The organism is Actinophytocola gossypii (genome assembly GCF_025165815.1).
GTDB classification, from domain to species: Bacteria; Actinomycetota; Actinomycetes; order Mycobacteriales; family Pseudonocardiaceae; genus Actinophytocola; species Actinophytocola gossypii.
The window spans coordinates 52,121-72,901 of the sequence record NZ_JAFFZE010000002.1 but is presented as its reverse complement, the minus strand read 5'-3'; the positions used below and the strand labels follow the sequence as shown (position 1 = coordinate 72,901).

Annotated in this window: 20 protein-coding genes; 11 read left to right on the top strand and 9 right to left on the bottom strand. The window is 72.3% G+C overall.

Going from position 1 to position 20,781, the window contains the following annotated elements; genetic code table 11:
• Window positions 1-93 precede the first annotated feature (93 nt).
• Both mug and JT362_RS00655 read right to left on the bottom strand, forming a co-directional pair.
• Complete coding sequence (mug, locus tag JT362_RS00660; protein WP_260188987.1) at window positions 94-618, bottom strand: G/U mismatch-specific DNA glycosylase; 525 nt, start codon at window positions 616-618, stop codon at window positions 94-96.
• Window positions 615-1,226 carry a DUF2238 domain-containing protein gene (locus JT362_RS00655; RefSeq protein ID WP_260188986.1) on the bottom strand — a complete coding sequence of 204 codons (612 nt, stop codon included), beginning with the start codon at window positions 1,224-1,226 and terminating at the stop codon, window positions 615-617. Before JT362_RS00655 ends, mug begins: the two co-directional genes overlap by 4 nt.
• An 85-nt stretch (window positions 1,227-1,311) precedes the next feature.
• On the opposite strand from JT362_RS00655, the gene JT362_RS00650 reads away from it, so the two are divergent.
• From JT362_RS00650 to JT362_RS00640, 3 genes are read left to right on the top strand one after another with little or no spacing between them, the layout of a single operon-like run.
• A complete protein-coding gene (locus JT362_RS00650; RefSeq protein WP_260188985.1) occupies window positions 1,312-1,788 on the top strand; it encodes an SRPBCC family protein in 477 nt (158 codons plus the stop codon).
• A 30-nt stretch (window positions 1,789-1,818) separates the two neighbouring features.
• Entirely contained in the window at window positions 1,819-2,580 is a 762-nt protein-coding gene (locus JT362_RS00645) for a DeoR/GlpR family DNA-binding transcription regulator (protein ID WP_260188984.1), read from the top strand.
• A complete protein-coding gene (locus JT362_RS00640) occupies window positions 2,580-3,728 on the top strand; it encodes a metallophosphoesterase (RefSeq protein WP_260188983.1) in 1,149 nt (382 codons plus the stop codon). The genes JT362_RS00645 and JT362_RS00640 overlap by 1 nt, the downstream gene beginning before the upstream one ends.
• 12 nt (window positions 3,729-3,740) lie before the next feature.
• Here JT362_RS00640 and JT362_RS00635 read toward each other — a convergent pair whose 3' ends face one another.
• Together JT362_RS00635 and JT362_RS00630 are read right to left on the bottom strand one after the other, a co-directional pair.
• A complete protein-coding gene (locus tag JT362_RS00635; RefSeq protein WP_260188982.1) occupies window positions 3,741-4,778 on the bottom strand; it encodes an aldo/keto reductase in 1,038 nt (345 codons plus the stop codon).
• 99 nt (window positions 4,779-4,877) lie between these two features.
• Window positions 4,878-5,729 carry a helix-turn-helix domain-containing protein gene (locus JT362_RS00630; RefSeq protein ID WP_260188981.1) on the bottom strand — a complete coding sequence of 284 codons (852 nt, stop codon included), beginning with the start codon at window positions 5,727-5,729 and terminating at the stop codon, window positions 4,878-4,880.
• A 91-nt stretch (window positions 5,730-5,820) separates the two neighbouring features.
• On the opposite strand from JT362_RS00630, the gene JT362_RS00625 reads away from it, so the two are divergent.
• A complete protein-coding gene (locus JT362_RS00625) occupies window positions 5,821-6,534 on the top strand; it encodes a creatininase family protein (RefSeq protein ID WP_260188980.1) in 714 nt (237 codons plus the stop codon).
• On the opposite strand, the gene ribA is transcribed toward JT362_RS00625, so the two are convergent.
• From ribA to JT362_RS00600, 5 genes are read right to left on the bottom strand one after another with little or no spacing between them, the layout of a single operon-like run.
• Window positions 6,417-7,145 carry a GTP cyclohydrolase II gene (gene ribA, locus JT362_RS00620; RefSeq protein ID WP_260188979.1) on the bottom strand — a complete coding sequence of 243 codons (729 nt, stop codon included), beginning with the start codon at window positions 7,143-7,145 and terminating at the stop codon, window positions 6,417-6,419. The genes JT362_RS00625 and ribA overlap by 118 nt on opposite strands.
• On the bottom strand, window positions 7,142-8,095 hold the full coding sequence (locus JT362_RS00615) for a lysylphosphatidylglycerol synthase transmembrane domain-containing protein (RefSeq protein ID WP_260188978.1): 954 nt from the start codon (window positions 8,093-8,095) through the stop codon (window positions 7,142-7,144). Before JT362_RS00615 ends, ribA begins: the two co-directional genes overlap by 4 nt.
• Complete coding sequence (locus JT362_RS00610) at window positions 8,092-9,144, bottom strand: glycosyltransferase family 4 protein (protein ID WP_260188977.1); 1,053 nt, start codon at window positions 9,142-9,144, stop codon at window positions 8,092-8,094. The genes JT362_RS00615 and JT362_RS00610 overlap by 4 nt, the downstream gene beginning before the upstream one ends.
• A complete protein-coding gene (locus tag JT362_RS00605) occupies window positions 9,141-9,539 on the bottom strand; it encodes a 6-pyruvoyl trahydropterin synthase family protein (protein WP_260188976.1) in 399 nt (132 codons plus the stop codon). The genes JT362_RS00610 and JT362_RS00605 overlap by 4 nt, the downstream gene beginning before the upstream one ends.
• A 21-nt stretch (window positions 9,540-9,560) precedes the next feature.
• Window positions 9,561-10,535 carry a zinc-dependent alcohol dehydrogenase gene (locus JT362_RS00600; RefSeq protein WP_260188975.1) on the bottom strand — a complete coding sequence of 325 codons (975 nt, stop codon included), beginning with the start codon at window positions 10,533-10,535 and terminating at the stop codon, window positions 9,561-9,563.
• A 38-nt stretch (window positions 10,536-10,573) separates the two neighbouring features.
• Between JT362_RS00600 and JT362_RS00595 the strand changes: the two genes are divergently transcribed.
• The 7 genes from JT362_RS00595 (at window position 10,574) to JT362_RS00565 (ending at window position 20,680) form a co-directional block, all read left to right on the top strand.
• A complete protein-coding gene (locus JT362_RS00595) occupies window positions 10,574-11,266 on the top strand; it encodes a hypothetical protein (protein WP_260188974.1) in 693 nt (230 codons plus the stop codon).
• A 43-nt stretch (window positions 11,267-11,309) separates the two neighbouring features.
• The gene (locus tag JT362_RS00590; RefSeq protein WP_260188973.1) at window positions 11,310-12,311 is read left to right on the top strand and encodes a LacI family DNA-binding transcriptional regulator; all 1,002 of its coding nucleotides are present in this window, start codon (window positions 11,310-11,312) and stop codon (window positions 12,309-12,311) included.
• 88 nt (window positions 12,312-12,399) lie between these two features.
• Window positions 12,400-13,689 carry an ABC transporter substrate-binding protein gene (locus JT362_RS00585; protein ID WP_260188972.1) on the top strand — a complete coding sequence of 430 codons (1,290 nt, stop codon included), beginning with the start codon at window positions 12,400-12,402 and terminating at the stop codon, window positions 13,687-13,689.
• 1 nt (window position 13,690) lies between these two features.
• Window positions 13,691-14,626, top strand: coding sequence for a carbohydrate ABC transporter permease (locus JT362_RS00580; protein ID WP_260188971.1), 936 nt, complete (start codon window positions 13,691-13,693; stop codon window positions 14,624-14,626).
• Window positions 14,623-15,441, top strand: a complete 819-nt coding sequence (locus JT362_RS00575) for a carbohydrate ABC transporter permease (RefSeq protein WP_260188970.1) — start codon at window positions 14,623-14,625, stop codon at window positions 15,439-15,441. The genes JT362_RS00580 and JT362_RS00575 overlap by 4 nt, the downstream gene beginning before the upstream one ends.
• Complete coding sequence (gene yicI, locus JT362_RS00570; RefSeq protein WP_260188969.1) at window positions 15,438-17,696, top strand: alpha-xylosidase; 2,259 nt, start codon at window positions 15,438-15,440, stop codon at window positions 17,694-17,696. The genes JT362_RS00575 and yicI overlap by 4 nt, the downstream gene beginning before the upstream one ends.
• A gap of 14 nt (window positions 17,697-17,710) precedes the next feature.
• Window positions 17,711-20,680: a glycoside hydrolase family 3 protein gene (locus JT362_RS00565; protein WP_260188968.1), complete on the top strand. Its 2,970-nt coding sequence runs from the start codon at window positions 17,711-17,713 to the stop codon at window positions 20,678-20,680.
• The last annotated feature ends 101 nt before the right edge of the window (window positions 20,681-20,781 follow it).

Here is a 20,781-nt window from a genome sequence, read left to right as displayed (position 1 = left end):
AGGGCCTTGATCAAACCAGCTCCACGGCCCCCGCCCGGGGCACCACGCCCACCCATACCGACGTTTCGGGGGCCTGCACCGTTCCAGAAGCGCTCAGAGTGATTCGCGGAGCTCCCGGAACGCCGCCGCGAGCGCGGCCGGTTGGTAGTGGGCGTTGAGACCGCTCGGGTTCGGCAGTACCCACAGGCGGGCGGCGGCGATCCGCTCCGGCTGCGGACCGATCACGGCCTTGGGGCGGTCGAACGCCGTGCGGTACGCGGTGATCCCGACGACCGCGACGACCCGGGGCGCGTACCGCTCCACCAGCGCGGTCAGCGTCGCCGCGCCGGTGCGGAGCTCGTCGCGGGTCAGCTCGTCGGCGCGGGCTGTGGCGCGGGCGGCGATGTTGGTGACGCCGAGCCCCAGCGGCAGCAGGGCCTCCTGCTCGGACGGGTGGAACAGCCTCGGCGTGAAGCCGGAGCGGTGCAGGGCGGGCCAGAACCGGTTGCCCGGGCGGGCGAAGTGGTGCCCGGTGGCCGCCGAGTACAGGCCGGGGTTGATTCCGCAGAACAGCACGTCCAGGCCCGGCCCGACGACGTCCGGGATGGTCCGGTCGCGGGCCCACTCGAGATCCGTCACCTCGGCCCCAGCTGGCGGTCGTGTACGCGGCGCAGGAGCAGCTGGGCCGCCAGCGCGCCGCACAGGCACAGGAACATGTCCCACTGGGTGTCCCACTGGTCGCCCTGCATGCCGAGGAAGTCGTCCGCGCCCGCACCGAGGACGAGCGCGGCCGCCCACTCCACCAGCTCGAAGCCGACGCTGACCGACACGCACACCGTCGTGGTCAGCGTGAACGTCCAGCCGCCTTGGCGCAGCGGGGTGAGCCGCAGCAGCAGCTCGCGCACCAGCAGCGCCGGCACGAACCCCTGGACGACGTGCGCGAACCGGTCGTAGTTGTTGCGGTCGGTGTCGAGCAGGTCCTGGAACCACTCGCCGAGCGGGGTCTCGGCGTAGGTGTACTGGCCGCCGTAGCAGAGCACGATCGCGTGTCCGACCAGCAGCCAGCACACCAGGCGGGTCAGCGGGAACCGCCGTCGGTACGCCAGCACGAGCGCCAGGCCCGCGAACACCCAGACCACCTCGAGCGCCCAGGTGCCGAGGCTCCGCGACGCGATCCCGGTCCACGCCAGCACCACGACGACCGCCGCGACGAGCAGGGAGCCCTCACGGCGGGAGACGGTGGTCACCCTGATCAGCGTAGGGCTCTTCGTGCGTGCGCACCTCGTTCGCGGGCGTTGTCCCGTGCCGGCGGCGGTGGTTACCGTCGACGGTGTGGAGCCGACCATCTCGCGCGGTGTGGACGTGGCCGCCGACCAGGACACGGTCTGGGCGCTCGTCACCGACCTGCCGCGGATGGGTGAGCTGAGTCCGGAGAACGTCGGCGGCGAGTGGGTCGGCGGCGCGACCGGGCCCGCGCTCGGCGCCCGGTTCCGCGGCACCAACCGCAACGGCGAGCGGCAGTGGTGGACCAGGGTCCGGGTGGTGGGGTGCGAACCGGGGCGGTGGTTCGCGTTCGACGTGCGCACGCCGTTCGGGGTTCGGGTGTCGCGGTGGGCCTACGAGATCACCCCGACCGCGGCCGGCTGCCGGCTCACCGAGCACTGGTACCGCGTCGGGAACTGGTTCATCCGGCGGTTCATGGGCCCGAGGGTCACCGGCCGGCAGGACCGCCCCGGCTACAACGCCCACTCGATCGAGCACACGCTCGCCGCGGTCAAGGCGCGCGCCGAGACCGCCGTGGCCGCCTGACTCCGCACGATCGGACCGTACAATCGGCACGTGTATGCCGAGGAACGTCAGCAGGTGATCCTCGAACGCGCGCGTGCCCGCGGTCGGGTCGACGTCACCGCGCTGGCCGACGAGTTCGCCGTCACCACCGAGACCATCCGCCGGGACCTCACGATCCTGGAGCGGCACGGTGTGCTGCGCCGGGTGCACGGCGGCGCGATCCCGGTGGAGCGGCTCGGGTTCGAGCCGGCGCTCGCCACCCGCGAGAGCGTGATGACGGCCGAGAAGACCCGGATCGCCAAGGCCGCGCTCGCCGAGCTGCCGGACGAGGGCAGCATCCTGCTCGACGCCGGCTCCACCACCGCCCGGCTCGCCGACGAGCTGCCGACCGACCGCGAGCTGACCGTCGTCACGCACTCGGTGAACATCGCGCTGAGCCTGTCCGCCCGGCCCAACCTGACGATCATGCTGGTCGGCGGCCGGCTGCGCAGCCGCACGCTCGCCACCGTCGACTCGTGGGCCCTGCAGGCACTGCACGAGACGTTCGTGGACGTCGCGTTCATCGCAACCAACGGCATCTCCGCCGAGCGCGGTCTGACCACACCGGACACCGCGGAGGCGATGATCAAGCGCGCGGCGATCGCGAGCAGCAGGCGCGTCGTGCTGCTCGCCGACCACACCAAGGTCGGCAACGACTACTTCACCCGTTTCGCCGAACTGCGCGACATCGACACGGTGATCGTCGACAACGGCGTGGACAGCAAGACGATGGACGAGATCGCCGCCGCCGGACCCCGCGTGGTGCTCGCCTGATGACGCGGACCGAACAGCGGGCGCGGGCCCGCCGCGGGTTCGTCGGGGTCCTGGTCGCAGCGGTACTGCTGCTGTTCGGCGTGCCGTGGGCCACGCTCGTGGCGTTCGGCCCCGGCTGGCCCGGCGGCGTGGTCGCGGCCGGCACGGTGCTGTTCGCCGCCTGCGTGGTCGCGCTGCCGTGGCTGATGATGCTCGGCCACGGCCGAGGCGACGACCGCGCGGCCCGCGTCGGCGACGCGATGCTCGGCGTGGCCTGGGTGCTGTTCGCCTGGTCGGTGCTCGGGCTGCTGGCGCGGGGCGTGCTCGCGCTCGCCGGCGTCGACGGCGCGGCCCGGCCGGTGACGATCGCGGTGGTCGCCGTGACCGCCGTGCTCGTCGCCTGGGGCGTCACCGAGGCGATGCGGGTGCCCCGGGTGCGGCGGGTGGACGTGCGGATCCCGCGCCTCGGGCCCGGCCTGGACGGCACGCGCGTCGTGCTGCTGGCCGACACCCACTACGGCCCGATCGACCGGACGCGCTGGTCGCGGCGGACCGCCGCGTCGGTCACCGCGCTCGACCCGGACATCGTCTGCCACGCCGGCGACATCGCCGACGGGACCGTGGAGCAGCGGCGTGCGCAGGCGGCACCGCTCGGCGAGATCCGCGCAAGGCTCGCCCGCGTGTACGTCACCGGCAACCACGAGTACTTCGGCGAGGCCCAGGGCTGGCTCGACCACATGCGCGAGCTGGGCTGGGAGCCGCTGCACAACCGGCACGTCACCGTCGAACGCGGCGGCGACCGGCTCGTCGTGGCCGGCATCGACGACGACACCGCCCGCGCGTCCGGCGAACCGGGCCACGACGCCGACCTGACCGCCGCGCTCACCGGCGCCGACGAGGACCTGCCGGTGCTGCTGCTGGCCCACCAGCCCCGCCAGGTCGCCCAGACCGCGGGCCGGGTCGACCTGCAGGTGTCCGGGCACACCCACGGCGGCCAGATCTGGCCGTTCCACTACCTGGTCCGCGTCGACCAGCCCACGGTCCACGGCCTCACCCGGCACGGCGACCGCACCCAGCTGTACACCACCCGCGGCGCCGGGTTCTGGGGTCCGCCGCTCCGGGTCTTCGCACCGAGCGAGATCAGCCTGCTGACCCTGCGCTCCGGCTGACGTCCACCAAGCTCAGCCCAACCTCACCTGCCCGTCGAACGTCTTGCCGGGGTACCACGGTCGCGACTGGAGCTCGCGGAACCCGTCCACCAGCTCCATCTCCCGGATCATGTCCCGTCGCGCCCGGCGGTCCGGCAGCGGTCCGCGCATGGCGCCCAGGTTGTCGACCACGTGGTCGGGGTTGGTGGTGGCCGGCAGGACCGCGGTCACCGCGGGATGCGCGAGCACGTACTTGAGGAAGAACTGCGCCCACGACTCGGCCCCGATCTCCTCGGCCACCTTGGGCAGCCGGCGGCCGTGGACGATGTCGTGCAACCGGGCCTTCTCCAGGGGCATGTTCACCAGGACCGCGGTGCCGTGGTCGGCGGCGAGCGGCAGCAGTCGCTTCTCGGCCTCCCGCATCTGGATCGAGTAGTGCACCTGGACGAAGTCGAGGTCGCCGGTGCGGATCCAGTGCTCGAGGATCGGGAAGTACATCGGGTCGTGGTGGGTGACGCCCAGCATCCGGATCCTCCCCTCGGCCTTCCACCGCCGCAGGATCGGGAGGTGCATCTCCACGGCGGTCAGGCTGTGCACCTGCACGACGTCGAGCCGCTCGCGGTCCAGCCGGGTGAACGACTGGTCCCGCTGCGCGACGGCGTGGCTGTCGTCGTTCAGGAAGGGCCCGGTCGTCCACAGCTTGTTCGCGCAGAACATGGCGCGGTTGACGCCGAGGTCCCGGCTGAACTCGCCGATGTTCCCCTCCGACAGCCCGTACAGCGGCGAGGTGTCGACGACCCGTCCGCCGCCGGTCCAGAACCGGCGGAACACCTCCCGGATCGCCGTCCGAGGCTCGGACGGCCACTGGTCGAACGTCATGAACGTGCCGAGTCCGACCGCCGGCACCCGCTCGCCGGTGCTCGGGATCCTCCTGGTGAGCAGCCTGCCGTGCGGGGTGGCGGCGGCGGGTGTGGTGCTCGCCGCGGCCGTCGCCGCGAGCACCGCGCCCGCTCCGGCCGCCTTGATCACCGTGCGGCGGGCCGGCCGGGCCGGTTGGTTGTGGTCGGACATCGTCGACTCCCTCGGTCTCGATCTCGGAACGCCGTGATCGTCGCGAGGGAGTGCGCGGAACGTCTTCCAGATTCGTGGCCGCCGTTGCGGAATCGTGCGTCAGCCCCGCCGCGCCTTCCGGTACGCCAGCGGGGTGTCGCCGACCGTGCGGCGGAACACCGTGGTCAGGTGGCTCTGGCTGGACATCCCGACGGCGACCGCGATCTCCGCGATCGGCAGGTCGGTGCGCGCGAGGAGTTCGGTGGCGCGGTGCACCCGACGCTCGACCACGTACCGGTGCGGCGCGGTCCCCGTCGCCTGTTTGAACGCGCGGCTGAACTGGTACCGGTCCATTCCGGCCACCTCCGCGAGCCGCACGAGCCGCAGATCGCCGGCGAGGTGGGCGGCGATGTGCTCGATCACCCGGTGCAGCCGCGCACCGGCGAGTCCCGGTGCCGACGCTGGGGGGTGGTCGGCGAGGTTGGAGTAACGGCGGACCAGGTGCAGTGCGAGGGTGGCGGCGACGTTGTCGACGAACAGCTGCCCGGCGACGCCGCCGTCGGCCGCCTCGGCCCGCAGCGCCAGCGCGAGCTGGCGGACCAGCGGATCGGGGCCGTTGGTGAACCCGGTGAACTCGACCCGCTCCGGCTCGACCTCGGCCGGCAGCCCGGCCGGATCGAGCCGGATGGTCACGTAGTCGATCACCCCGCGCCCGTGCCACGCCACCCGGCGCCGGTCGGCCGGGATGAACGTGACCGCTCCGGGGAAGTCGGCGCCGGCGTACCGGTGACCGTTCTCGATCCGCGCCTCCGTACGCGCCGTGTGGCCGCCGAGGGTGACGAACAACAGGTGCTCCGGCACGTGGCACAGACCCTCGGTCGCCGGCCCCGCCCGCCACCGCGCCAGCTCCAGTCCGAGACCGGGCCACCGGTGCTCCCGATGCCGCAGATAGCGCCCACCCGGTTCCCGCACCGCCACTCCGCCAGTATTCGACCGCCCTCGTGCGGTCCCCGTGAGGCGCGGCACTCGCCAGGAGGTGCCGGTCGGGCCATAGTCGACGACCATGACCGACTACCTGCTGCCCACCGCCACCTCAGTCGAGGAGCGGGTGCGGGACGCCGAGATCGCGCTGTTGCCCGTCGGGAGCTTCGAGCAGCACGGGGCGATCCTGCCGCTGGCCACCGACACCGTGATCGCGGTGACGGTGGCGCGGGCGGTCGCGGAGCGCCATGACGTGTTGCAGCTGCCGCCGGTGACGATCTCGTGCTCGCACGAGCACGCGGCCTGGCGGGGCACGGTGAGCATCTCGGCGACCACGCTGCACGCGATCGTCACCGAGGTCGCGGAGTCGTTGCGCACGCAGGGGATTCGCAAGCTCGTGGTGGTCAGCGGGCACGGCGGGAACTACGTGCTCGGCAACGTCGTGCAGGAGGCGAGCGCGCGCGGGCACAAGATGGCGCTGTTCCCCACCGAGAACGACTGGGCAGCCGCGCGCCGGGACGGCGGGGTCGAACTGACCTCGGTCAGCGACATGCACGCGGGCGAGCTGGAGACCTCGATCCTGCTGCACGCGCACCCGTCGCTGGTCCGGCCCGACTACGCCGAGCACGACCACCTCGCCGACGACCGGGAGCGGTTCCTGACCCGCGGGCTGGCCGCCTACACCGCGTCCGGCGTGATCGGGCGGCCGTCCCTCGCGTCGGCGGCGAAGGGCAGGGGTGCGCTGACGAGTCTGGCCGCCTCCTTCGCGGACGTGGTGGCGGCGCTGGACAGCTGAGGCAGGTGGTGGCCGAGGCGCTCCCGCTTCGTCGACAGGTAGGCGAGGTTCTCCTGGCACGGCTCGACCAGCAGGGGAACCCGTTCGGTGATGCGGATGCCCTTGGCCCGCAACGACTCCACCTTCCTCGGGTTGTTCGACAGGAGGCGGATCTCGGCCACTCCGAGGTCGTCGAGGATCTCGGCGGCGGCGTCGAAGCTGCGTGCGTCGACGGGCAGACCGAGCGCCACGTTCGCCTCGACGGTGTCCAGGCCCTCCTCCTGCAGGCGCATGGCCTTGAGCTTGGCGACCAGGCCGATGCCGCGGCCCTCGTGGCCCTTGAGGTAGATCACCAGGCCGGCGCCGGCCGTCGCGATCTCGCGCAGCGCGGCGGAGAGCTGCTCGCCGCACTCGCAGCGGGTGGAGGCGAACACGTCGCCGGTCAGGCACTCCGAGTGCACCCGGGTGAGCGGGGCGAACCCGGTCACGTCGCCGTGCACCACCGCCAGGTGCTCGTCGCCGTGCCGGTCGAGGTAGCCGACCGCACGGAACTCCCCGTACCTGGTCGGCAACCGGGTCTCACCGGCCCGAACGATCGTGTTCTGCCGCCCGATGTCGGCCAGTCCAGTCATGCGACCATCTCCCGTGAACCCGTCGAACCCCGTCGAACCAGCAGCAGCGCGCCCGGCAGGCTGGCGACCAGCCCGAGCAGCCCGTACGCCACCGCGGCGGTCAGGCCCTGCGCGGCGCCGAGCCCGGCCGCGGCGAACATCAGCGCGGTCACGCCCTCGCGCGGACCCCAGCCTCCGACGTTGACCGGCAGGCCCATCGCGAGCAGCGCGACCACGACGATCGGCAGCAGCTGCTCCAGCGACTGGGTGGCGCCGGCCGCGCGCATCGCGATCACGAACAGCGTCCCGTGCCCGGCGAGCGCCAGCGCGGACAGCAGCGCCACGCCTGGCCACGCGTCGCGCGCCAGCAGCCCCGTGCGCACGTCGTCGATGGTGCGGCGCCAGCGGGAGCCGGTGCCGGTCCAGCGGCGGGCGGCGAGGTAGCCGGCCACGACCACCGCGGCCGCGGCCAGCACGACCAGGCCGACGTCGCGGGCCGGGGACATCAGCAGGACCACCACGCCGGCGGCGATCACCACGGCCTGGCCGGCCATCCGTTCGAGGACGACCGCGCGCACGCCGGCGCCCAGGTCGCCCGACTCCCGGCCGTGCCGCACCGCGCGCTGCACGTCGCCGAGTACGCCGGCGGGCAGCACGGAGTTCAGGAACAGCGCGCGGTAGTAGTCGCCGACCGCGCGGGGCAGTGGCAGCCGAAGGCCGAGCCGGCGGGCGACCAGGGACCAGCGCCACGCGCAGAGCACGGTGGTGGCGAGCCCGATCGCGAGCGCGGCGGCCACCTCGGCGGCGGAGATCACCCGCAGGCCGTCGACGAACCCGTCGGCGCCGACCTTCCAGACCAGCGCGGCGACGATCCCGACGCCGACGAGCAGTTTCGCCCACGCCCACAGGCGTTTCGGGTCGGCGGCGGGGGCCTCGACGACCGGTACGAGCCGGTCAAGGACGGCGGTCACCAGGGCTCACCCCGCATCCGGTCGAGCACGTCGGCCAGCCGGGTGGCGGCGGTGTCCCAGTCGTCGAGCTCGCGTTTGAGCGCGCGTTCGCGGAGCCGGTCGCGCAGCCGGGGCTCGGTGAGCCAGCGGCGCAGCGCCTCGGCGAGGGCGGGGGCGTCGCCCGGCGGGACGAGGATGCCGGGGACGCCGCCGCCGGGTGCCTGGCCGAGGGTGTCCGGGAGCGCGTCGACGGCGGTGGTCAGCACCGGGATGCCGCGGGCCAGGGCCTCGGTGACGACCATGCCGTAGGTCTCGCGGCGGGAGGGCAGCACGAGCAGGTCGGTCTCGCTGAACGACCGCTCCAGCTCGGCGTCGGGGAGCGGGCCGGTGAGGGTCATCCGGCCGGTGAGGCCGTGCCGGTCGATGAGGGCGCGGACCTCGTCGACGTGCGCGGGGTCGCGGCGCACCGAGCCGACGCATGCGCAGGTCCACGGCAGGTCGGCGACCTCGGCGAGAGCCTCGGCGAGCAGGTCGTGACCCTTGCGCGGGGTGACCGAGGCCAGGCAGAGGAGCCTCGAGCCGTCACCGCCGGCGGCGCGCGGGGCCGGGTCGGTGCCGGGCTCGACGACGTGCACGCGGTCGGGATCGAGCCGGTGCAGGCCGATCAGCCTGCGGCGGGCCCACGGGCTGGTCGCGACCACGGCGAACGCTTCGCGCAGCGTCTCCCGCTCCAGCGCGTCCAGTTCGGCGGCGCGGTCGGAGGTGAGCCCGGTCTCGTCGCCGAGCGGGAGGTGCAGCAGGACCGCGAGCCGCAGCCGCCGCGCGTGCGGGACGACGACCGCCGGGACCCCGCAGGCGACGAGGCCGTCGACCAGCACGACGTCGCCGTCCGGCACGTCGGCGAGGGCCCGGTCCAGCGCGGCGCTGGCGGCCGTGTCGGGAGTGGGCCAGGTGCCGGCGACCGGGACCTGGCGCAGGCCGAGGACCGCGCACATCCGCCGGTCGTAGGTGTTGCCGCCGCTGGCGAACGACACGTCGTCCACGTCGGCGGGCAGGAGGAAGTCGGTCACAACAGCCGCCGGTAGCTCGCGGAGGCGACGTGCGACTCGTGCAGCGTCACCTCGATCTCCGCCAGCCCGCGGGCGCCGTCGCCCAGCTGTCCGTCGTGGACCCGCTCGGCGAGCCGGTCGGCGACGTGCTTGGCGAGGAACTCGGTGGAGGTGTTGACGCCCGCGAACTCCGGCAGCTCGTCGAGGTTGCGGTAGTTGAGGGCACCGAGGACCTCCCCCAGCCGCGCGGTCGCGAGTCCGATGTCGACGACGAGGTTGTCCCGGTCGAGTTCGGCCCGGCGGAACGTGGCGTCGACGACGAAGGTGGCGCCGTGCAGCCGTTGCGCGGGGCCGAACACCTCGCCGGTGAAGCTGTGCGCGACCATCATGTGGTCCCGGACGGTGAGGCTGAACACCCGGCGCCTCCCTGGTGTCGGTCAGGTGCTGTCGTAGCTAACACGCACGCAGAGGGCACTCAGTTCAATCTTGTTCAGCCGGGGCAGCAGGTCCGGGAGCTCGGTGAAGCGGCACTCGCCGGTGACCAGTGCGTCGAAGGTGTCGTCGGCGAGCAGGTCCATGGCGACGGCCAGCCGCTCGGCGTACCCGCGGCGGCCGCGCTGGTTCGGCGAGACGGTGCCGACCTGGCTGGCGCGCAGGGTGAGCCGGTGGGAGTGGAACCACTCCCCCAGCGGCACCCGCACCCGCCGGTCGCCGTACCAGCTCAGCTCGACCAGGACACCCTCTGGCGCGAGCAGGTCGAGCGAGCGGGCGAGCCCGGCCTCCGACGCGCTGGCGTGCACGACGAGGTCACAGCCGTCCCGGGCCTGGTCGGGGGTGGCGAACTCGACGCCAAGGGCGGCGGCGAGCGCGGCCCGGCCCGGGTCGACGTCGACCAGTTGGACCCGCGCTGCCGGCATTCCGGCGAGCACGGCAGCGACCGACGCGCCGACCATCCCGGCACCGACGACCGCGATCCGGTCCCCGACCAGCGGCGCGGCGTCCCAGGCGGCGTTGACGGCGGTCTCCACCGTGCCGGCGAGCACGGCGCGTTCGGCCGGCACGGTGTCCGGCACGACGGTGACCGCGGTGGCCGGGACGACGTAGCGGGTCTGGTGCGGGTACAGGCAGAAGACGGTGCGCCCGCGCAGTTCGGCCGGTCCGTCCTCGACGACGCCGACGTTGAGGTAGCCGTACTTGACCGGGGCGGGGAAGTCGCCGTCCTGGAAGGGGGCGCGCATGATCCCGTGCTGGCTCTCCGGGACGTCGCCGCGGAACACGAGGGTCTCGGTGCCTCGGCTGACCGCGGAGTACCGGGTACGGACGAGGACCTCGCCGGGGCCGGGTGGCGGCACGTCGACCGGTCGGATCTCCCCCCGGCCCGGTTCGGCCAGCCAGAACGCGTGGTCCGCCATGGAACTCCCTCCGCCTCGTGGATCTAGAATCGCACCTCATGCGAGCCGTACGTGGTGCCGGCGCCATGGTCGTCCTGGCCCTGTTCGGCGTGGTCCTGTGGGGCGGACCCGTGACGACCCTGTGGGCACGCACCTTCGCGCAACCGTGCCCGGCGGCGAGTCCCGCCCCGGATTGTCTCCGAACAGCCGAGGTCCGGGTCGACAGGTTCGACGACCGTGCCGAGGGAGACGTCGTGCTTTCGCTGACGTTGTCGGGTACCGGCGACGCGGTTCTCACTCCCGAGGCCGCCGACCGGATCGGCGTCCCCTGGGGCGGCCACGACGTGCCGGCGACGGTGACGCTGTTCGACAACGAGGTCACGGCGATCACCGGGCCCACCGGGGTGACGGAGGAGCCGAGGGCGGGGGTGGCCCAGGCGTTCCTCATGGTCCTGGTGACGAGCGCGGCGGCGGTCCTCGTGGTCGCCGGCGCGGGCCTGCTGTGGCGGCGGGCCCGGGGCGGTGAGCCCGGCTGGATCCGGCGGGCGGCGGTGTGCGCGACGGTCGGCACGCTGGTCGGGGTCGGCGCCGGTAGCGCCTTCGGAGCGCTGGGCGTCGCCTGGATCATGCCCGCCACGTTCGCCGCCACGGTCCTCGTGAGCCTGGCCGCCGCGTTCGTGCGGCTGCCCCGCGCGTGGACACCGCGACCTGTCGGCGGTGAGGCGTTGCCCAGCGCGGGGCGCACCGGCTAGCATCCGTCGAAGCGGTTCGACACTTCGGCCAGAAGGCGGCGACGTGGCGAAGATCGAGGACGTGGCGCGACACGCGGGGGTGGCCCCGAGCACCGTCTCGTACGTCCTCAGTGGCAAGCGGTCGATCACCGAGCGGACCCGTCAGCGGGTCCTGCGCAGCATCGAGGTTCTCGGCTACCAGCCGCACGCCGGCGCCCGTGCGCTCGCCAGCAACCGCTCCAACGTGGTCGCGCTCGTCGTGCCGCTGCGGACCGGGATCCACGTTCCGGTCATCATGCGGTTCGCCACCTCGGTGGTCATCGCGGCCCGGGAGCACGACCACGACGTGTTGCTGCTGACCCAGAACGAGGGGGTCGGCGGGTTGCGGCGGGTCGCCGGTACCTCGTTGGTCGACGCGATCATCGTGATGGACGTGGAGCTGCGGGACGAGCGGGTGCCCGTGCTGCGGGAGCTGCGGCTGCCGTCCGTGCTGATCGGGTTCCCGGCCGACGCGGACGGGCTCACCTGCATCGACCTGGACTTCACCGCCGCCGGTGCGGCCTGTGTGGACCACCTGGCGGAGCTGGGGCACCGGCGGGTCGCGTTGATCGGGTCGCCACCGGAGGTGTACGCGCGGGGCACCGGGTTCGCCACCCGCACCACCGCCGGGTTCACCGACGCCGCCGCCCGGCACGGGGTCGCGGCGAGCGTGCACCCGTGCGAGGCGACCTCGGCGGCGGCGCACCGGGTGGTGTCCGAGTTGCTGCGGGAGCACCCGGACCTCACCGGCGTCGTCGTGCACAACGAACCGCTGATCGGGCCGGTGCTCGCCGCGTTCCGGGAGGCCGGGCGCTCGGTTCCCGACGACCTGTCCGTCGTGGCGATCTGCCCGGACGAACTCGCCGAGCACGCCATGCCAGCACTCACGTCCGTCTCGATCCCCGCCGAGGAGGTCGGCCGGCAGGCGGTCGGCCTGCTGATGGCCAAGCTCGCCGGCGACCCCGTCCCCGACGCCACCCTGATCGACGCCCGACTCACCGTCCGGGACTCCACCCGCTCCCGGTAGTCCGACAACTCAACAACGCACCTCCCAGCGGCACATCGTCGAAGCGATTCGATGATCGACCGAATCCCCACTGGTTGGAGGAACAACGATGTTCAAGCCAGCACGACTCGTGGCGGCCCTGGTCGCCGGCGCGACGGTCCTCACCGCCTGCGGTGGCGACGACGACGCGGGCGCGGGCAACGTGCTCACGCTCTGGCACTACGAGGGCCCGGACAGCGCGATGGGCGTCGCCTGGGCCAAGGCCATCGAGGAGTTCGAACGCACGCACGAGGGCATCACGGTGGAGTTCGAGGAGAAGGGCTTCGAACAGATCCAGCAGAACGCCCAGATGGTGCTCAACTCCGACGAGGCACCCGACCTCATGGAGTACAACAAGGGCAACGCCACCGCCGGCCTGCTGTCCAGGCAGGGCCTGCTCACCGACATCTCCGCCGAGGTCGCCGAACGCGGCTGGGACGACCTGCTCTCCCCCGGCCTGCGCACCACCTGCCAGTACGACGAGCGCGGCGTGATGGGCGGCGACCGCTGGTACGGCGTGCCGAACTACGCCGAGTACACGATGGTCTACTACAACGCCGACCTGTTCGCCGCGCACGGAATCGCGGTGCCGACGACGTTCGGCGAGCTGACCGCCGCCATGGACGCGTTCGTCCGAAAAGGAGTGACGCCGCTCGCGGTGGGCGGCAAGGAGTACCCGGCCCAACAGCTGCTCTACCAGCTGGCGCTGACCGAGGCGGACACCGAGTGGGTCCGGGACTTCCAGCAGTACACCGGTGACGTCGACTTCCACGACGAAGCGTGGACCCACGGCGCGGAGACCTTCGCCGACTGGGTGGCGAAGGGCTACCTCGACTCCGACGCCGCCGGCATCGACGCCGAGAGCATGGGGACGTCGTTCATGGCCGGCGAGTTCCCGATGATGGTGTCCGGCAGCTGGTGGTACGGCCGCGTCCAGTCCACGGTCACCGACTTCGAGTGGGGCACGTTCCTGTTCCCCGGCAGCGACCTGACGCTCGGCTCCAGCGGAAACCTCTGGGTCGTGCCGGAGAACTCGCCGAACAAGGAGCTCGCCTACGACTTCATCGACATCACCATGCGGCAGGCGAACCAGGAGCTGCTCGGCAACTCCGGCGGCATCCCGGTGGCCGCCGACCCGGAGGCGATCACCGACCCGAAGAGCAGGACGCTGATCGAGGACTACCAGACCCTCGTCGAGCGCGACGGTCTCGCCTACTACCCGGACTGGCCGGTGCCCGGCTACTACGACGTACTGGTCTCCGCGACGCAGAAGCTGATCAACGGCAGCGCGTCCCCGGACGAGGTCCTCGACGAGCTGGCCGACCCCTACCAGCAGCACGTCGACGGCATCGGCTCCTGAGATGGCGTTGCTGACGAAGGCGCCGCCGAGGCCACCGGCCGCGCCACCGGGCCGGGCGCGGCGACGGGACCGCGGGTACCTGCCGTACCTGATCCCCGGGGTGCTGCTGTTCGTGGTGGTGATCGCGATCCCGCTGGGGATGAACGTCGCGATCAGCTTCACCGAGTGGCAGGGCGTCGGGTCGCCGGACTGGGTCGGGCTGGAGCAGTACCGGACGCTGTTCGCCGACGAGACGTTCTGGATCTCGTTCCGCAACAACCTGGCGCTGATCGTGGCCATGGCGGTCGTCCCGACGTTCCTCGGGCTGCTGCTCGCCACCGCGCTGTTCGACGTGGTGTCCAAGCGGCATCCACGCACGACCAGCACACTGCGCGCGGCGTTCTACCTGCCGCAGGTGCTGCCCGCGGTGGTGGCGGGAGTGGTGTGGGGGTGGATCCTGCATCCCGAGTACGGCTCGGCGAACGCGCTGCTGCGGTTCCTCGGGTTGGACTCGTGGACGCAGAACTGGCTCGGCGACGAGAACACCGCGCTGCTGTCGGTGATGGCGGTGCTGGTGTGGATCCAGCTCGGCTACCCGCTGGTGATCTTCATGGCCGGCCTGCAGCGGGTCGACCCGGAGCTGTACGAGGCGGCCGAGCTGGACGGGGCGTCGTGGTGGCAGCGGCTGTGGTCGGTGACCGTGCCGCAGATCCGGCCCGAGGTGTTCGTGGTGCTGCTGACGTGCACGATCGCCGCGCTGAAGTCGTTCGACAAGATCTTCGTGCTGACCAGGGGCGGGCCAGGTGGGTCGACGAACACGCCGTCGTACTTCTCGTTCCAGAACTTCTTCGAGAAGGCCAACGTGGGCTACGGCGCGGCCATCGCGACGGTGCTGACCGCGATCATCGTGGGCCTCACGTTCCTGTTCCTGCGCGCCCAGAGCAGGAGGGAACCGTGACCCTGCGCCGGAACCTGGTGCTGGCCCTGCTGGTGGTGCTCGCGCTGGTGACGCTGTTCCCGTTCCTGCTGGTGGCGCTGAACGCGGTGAAGTCGCCGGCCGACTACGCCGCGAACGGGCCGCTGGGGCTGCCGGAAAGCCTGCACCTGCAAGGGATCGTGGACTTCTGGAACCGGGTGGACTTCGGGCTCAAGCTCGCGAACAGCACGGTCATCGCCGGCTCGGTGGCCGTGCTCGCGGTCGGGGTGTCGATCGTGACCGCCTACGCGCTCGGCATCGGGCGGATCCGGGGGCGGCTGTGGATCGTCGCGGTGTTCCTGCTGGCGAACCTGATGCCGCAGGAGGTGCTGGTCTACCCGTTGTACTACCTGGCCAAGGAGGTCGGCCTGTACGACACGAAGCTCGCGGTGATCATCATCTTCACCGCGGTCCAGAGCGCGTTCGGGACCTACCTGCTGGCCTCGGTGCTCGCCACGTTCCCGCGCGAGATCCTGGAGGCGGCGCGGATCGACGGCGCGAGCCGGTGGCAGGTGCTGTGGCGGGTGGTGGTGCCGATCAGCTGGCCGACGCTGTCGGTGCTGCTGGTCTTCTTCTTCATCTGGACGTGGAACGAGTTCTTCATCCCGATGATCATGCTGATCTCCAACGACAACCAGACGGTCCCGGTCGCGCTCGGCGTGCTCCAGGGCCAGCGGTTGATGGACGCCACCGCGCAGAGCGCGTCGGCGCTGCTCGGCATCCTGCCGGCGGTGGTGTTCTTCCTGATCTTCCAACGGACACTGACCCGGGGCATCGCGGTGGGAGCGATCAGATGAAGTTCACCGACGGTCACTGGCTGATGCGCGAGGGCGTCGTCCCGGCCTATCCGGCCGAGGTACTGGACGCCGCCGCGACCGCGGAGGGCCTGCGGGTCCTCGCGCCGACCTTCCCGATCCACGAACGGGTCGACCTGCAACGCGGTCCGGTGCTCACCGTGGACCTGACCGCACCGATGCCGGGCGTGATCGGGGTGCGGCTCACGCACTTCGCCGGTGCGGCGAACCCCGGGCCGCGGTTCGAGGTCGCCGAGGAGAACGGCGGCGGGACGGTGTCGGTCGACGAGGACGTCGCGGTACTGACGTCGGGTGCGCTGTCGGTGCGGGTCGCGCGCGGACGGCCGTGGCGGGTGGAGTTCGTCGCGGACGGCCGGGTGCTGACCACGAGCGGGCCGGAGGACATGGCCATCATGTCCACTCCGGACGGTCACTTCCTGCGTGAGCGGCTCGCGCTCGGCGTCGGGGACGCGGTGTACGGGCTGGGCGAGCGGTTCGGCCCGCTGGTCCGCAACGGCCAGGTGGTCGACGTCTGGAACGCCGACGGCGGCTCGAGCAGCGAGCAGGCGTACAAGAACGTGCCGTTCTTCCTGACCAACGCCGGCTACGGGGTGTTCGTCGATCATCCGGGGCTGGTGTCGTACGAGGTCGGCTCGGAGGACGTGTCCAGGGTGCAGTTCTCGGTGCGGGCGCAGTCGATGCGGTACTTCCTGATCCACGGGCCGTCGCCGAAGGAGATCCTGGCCAGGTACACCGCGCTGACCGGGCGGCCCGCGCTGCCGCCGGCGTGGTCGTTCGGCCTGTGGCTGTCGACGTCGTGGAACACCGACTACGACGAGCGGACCGTGACCTCGTTCGTGGAGGGCATGGCCGAGCGGGACCTGCCGCTGTCGGTGTTCCACTTCGACTGCTTCTGGATGCGGGAGATCAGCTGGTGCGACTTCGAGTGGGATCCTCGGGTGTTCCCCGACCCGCGCGGGATGCTCGCCCGGCTCAAGGCCCGCGGGCTGCGGGTGTGCGTGTGGATCAACCCGTACATCGCGCAGCGGTCGCCGCTGTTCGCCGAGGGGATGGCGCGCGGGTACCTGCTGCGCCGGCCCAACGGGGACGTGTGGCAGTGGGACCGCTGGCAACCGGGGATGGGGATCGTCGACTTCACCAACCCGGAGGCCAGGGAGTGGTACGCGGCGAAGCTGGACGCGCTGCTCGACCTGGGGGTGGACTGCTTCAAGTCCGACTTCGGCGAGCGGATCCCGACCGACGTGGCCTACTTCGACGGCTCGGACCCGGAGCTGATGCACAACTACTACACGTTCCTCTACAACCGCACGGTGTTCGACCTGCTGCGCAAGCGGCGCGGCGAACGGGACGCGGTGGTGTTCGCCCGCTCGGCGACCGTGGGCAGCCAGCGGTTCCCGGTGCACTGGGGCGGGGACAACCTGTCCACGTTCCCGTCGATGGCCGAGACGCTGCGCGGCGGGCTGTCGCTGGCGATGTCCGGGTTCGGGTTCTGGAGCCACGACATCGGCGGGTTCGAGGGCACCCCGGACCCGGCGCTGTTCAAGCGGTGGATCCCGTTCGGGCTGCTGTCCTCGCACAGCCGGCTGCACGGCAACCACTCCTACCGGGTGCCGTGGGCGTTCGACGAGGAGTCCGTGGACGTGCTGCGGCGGTTCACGAAGCTCAAGGCGTCGCTGATGCCGTACCTGTACCAGGCGGCGCGGGTCGCGCACCTGGACGGGGTGCCGACGTTGCGCGCGATGGTCGTCGAGTTCCCGGACGACCCGGCCTGCACGTACCTGGACCGGCAGTACCTGCTCGGCGGCGACCTGCTGGTGGCGCCGGTGTTCACCGCGGACGGCACGGTGGAGTTCTACGTGCCCGACGGCGTCTGGACACACGTGCTGACCGGCGAGCGGGTCACCGGGCCGCGGTGGGTGCGGGAGCGGCACGGGTTCGACAGCGTGCCGCTGCTCGCGCGGCCCGGCTCGGTGGTCCCGGTCGGCGCGGTCGACGACCGGCCGGAGTACGACTACGCCGACGGCGTCACGCTGCGGATCTTCGAGCCGGTGGACGGCGACACGGTCACCACGGTGATCCCGACCGTGGCCGGCGAGGTCGCCTGCGTGTTCACCACCACCCGGCGCGGCGACACCGTCCGCGTCGAGGTCGACCACCCGCCCGCGCGCTGGCGGGTCCAGCTGAACGGCGCCCAGCCCGTGGACGCCACCGGATCGTCCATCACCGTCCCCGCCTGACGAGGAGTCCCCTCATGTCGATCAGCAGACGCGTGTTCCTCACCGCCGCCGGCGCGGTCACCGCGATCAGCGCCGCCCCCGGCATCGCCACCGCCACCCGGCACCGGTTCCGCGACCCGCGGTTGCCGCTGGAGCGGCGGATCGACGACCTGCTCGGCCGGCTCACCCTGGACGAGAAGGTGTCCCTGCTGCACCAGTACCAGCCGCCGGTCCCCCGGCTCGGCATCGGCCGGTTCAAGACCGGCACCGAGGCCCTGCACGGCCTCGCCTGGTCCACCGACATCCACTCCACACCGGAACCGGGCGCCGTGCGGACCGCGACGGCGACCGTGTTCCCGCAGGCGGTCGGGCTCGGGTCGACGTGGGACCGGGAGCTGATCCGCGAGGTCGGCACCGCGGTGGGCGTCGAGGCAAGGGGCTACCACTCGGCGAACCCGGACGTGTGGGGGCTGAACCTGTGGGCGCCGGTGGTGAACCTGCTGCGCGACCCGAGGTGGGGCCGCAACGAGGAAGGCTACGCCGAGGACCCGCACCTCACGGGCGTGATCTCCACCGCGTACGCGCGCGGGATGCGCGGCGACCACCCGCACCACCTGCGGACCGCGCCCACGCTGAAGCACTACCTGGCCAACAACAACGAGATCCGCCGCGACCGCACCTCGTCGAACCTGCGGCCGCGCGTGAAGCACGAGTACGACGAGCTGGCGTTCCGCCCGGCGATCGCGAGCGACGCGGCGACCGGGGTGATGGCGGCCTACAACCTGGTCAACGGCCGCCCGATGACCGCGCACGCCGACCACGACGACGTGGTCCGCTCGTGGACCGACCAGACGCTGATGAACGTGACCGACGCGGGCGGACCCAACAACCTGATCGGCTCGCAGGCCTACTACCCCACGCTCACCGAGGGCAACGCGGCCACGCTCAAGGCCGGGCTGGACAGCTTCACCGTCGACAACACCGACGCCGGGCCGACGACCGCGTCGGTGCGCGCCGCGCTCGCCGCCGGCCTGCTCGCCGAGTCCGACGTGGACCGGGCGGTGCGCCGCATCCTGTCGATCCGGTTCCGGCTCGGCGAGTTCGACCCGGACGGCGGCCCGTACGCGGGGATCACGATGGACGCGGTGGACAGCCCGGCACACCGGCGGCTCGCGCGCCGGGCCGCGGGGGCGGCGGCGGTGCTGCTGAAGAACGACGGGGTGCTGCCGCTGCCCGCGCACGGACGGGTCGCGGTGGTGGGCCCGCTCGCGGACACGCTCTACACCGACTGGTACTCCGGCGGGATGCCGTACCGGGTCACGCCGCGGGCCGGGATCGCGGCCCGGCTGGGCGAGCACGGCACGGTGACCGGTGGCGAGGCGGTGGACCGGGTCGCGCTCCGGTCGGTCGACACCGGGCGGTACGTGACCGCCGGCGTCGGGGAGGGCGCGCCGCTGGCGGTGACCGGGGCGTCGGCCGGGACCACCGAGTGGTTCGACGTGTTCGGCTGGGGCCAGGGCGTGGTGACGCTGCGCAGTGCCGCCAACGGCAGGTACGTAGAACGCGACGGGTTCGGCGCCACCAGCGGGTTCGTGAACCGGGCGCCGCAGCCGAGGGACTGGTTCGTGCACCAGCAGTTCACGTTCGAGGACGTCGGTGCCGCGGTCGTGGTGAAGTACGTCGGCTACGAGACGGTGAACGACTGGGAGGGCCCGAACAACTACCTGACCGTCGCCGCCGACGGCACGCTCGTCCTCGGCTCCCCCGACGCGGCCGGCGCCGCGCGGTTCGTGGTGGAGACGGTCAGCAGCGGCGTGGACGGCGCGGTGGCCGCCGCGAGCGACGCCGACGCCGCGGTGGTGGTGGTCGGGAGCATGCCGTTCATCAACGGCCGCGAGGACCACGACCGCACCACGATGGCGCTCGCGGAGAGCCAGTCCGCGCTGGTCCGGGCGGTGCACGCGGCGAACCCGAACACGGTCGTGGTGGTGGAGAACAGCTACCCGACCACGCTGACCTGGGAGCAGGAGCACGTGCCGGCGATCCTGTGGACCAGCCACGCGGGCCAGGAGACCGGCAACGCGATCGCCGACGTGCTGTTCGGCGACGTCAACCCGGCCGGGCGGCTCACCCAGACCTGGTACCGGTCCGACGACGACCTGCCGAGCATCCTCGACTACGACATCATCAAGGCCAGGCGGACCTACCTGTACTTCGACGGCGACCCGCTCTACCCGTTCGGTCACGGCCTGTCCTACAGCACGTTCGACTACGGCCGGCCGAGGGTGACCGAACACGTCGGCCCGCACGGGACGGTCCGGGTCACGGTCGAGGTCACGAACACGAGCGGGGTCGACGGCGACGAGGTCGTGCAGGTCTACACCCGCCAGCGCGAGTCGAGGAACCCGCAGCCGAGGCGCCGGCTGCGGGCGTTCGAGCGGGTGCACGTGCCCGCGGGGCGGACCAGGACCGTGCGGCTGTCGTTCCCGGCGCGCGACCTCGGGCACTGGGACGTGACCAGGGGCCGGTGGGTGGTCGAGCGGGCCACGCACGACGTGCTGGTCGGCGCGTCGTCGGCCGACGTGCGCCGCCGGGAGTCGGTGCGGGTGCACGGCGAAACGATTCCGGCGCGGGACCTGTCCCGGCCCACCCGGGGCGTGGACTTCGACGACTACGCCGGGGTCGAGCTGGTCGACACCTCGAAGGAACGCGGGGACGCCGTCGGCGCGGGTGCCGGCGACTGGCTCCGGTTCGCCGACTGCGACCTCGACCGGGCCGAGACGTTCACCGCGCGGGTGGCCAGGGCCGAGCCGGGTACGGCGGGCATCGAGGTCCGGCTGGACGACCCGGCCGGGCAGTTGGCCGGCACCGCGGTGGTCGAGTCCACTGGCGACGTCTACGCGTACGCCACGACCACCGCCCGGGTGCGGGGCGTGCGGGGCAGGCGGGACGTGTACCTGGTGTTCACCGGCCAGGTTCGGCTCGATTCGTTCACGCTGCGTTGATCGTTACCCCGCTCGGCTTCCTACTTTAGTCGGATCCGATCGTCCGAACGGATGCACGTGATCACGGGGTGAAACGACAGGACATCCCGGATCGAACCTCT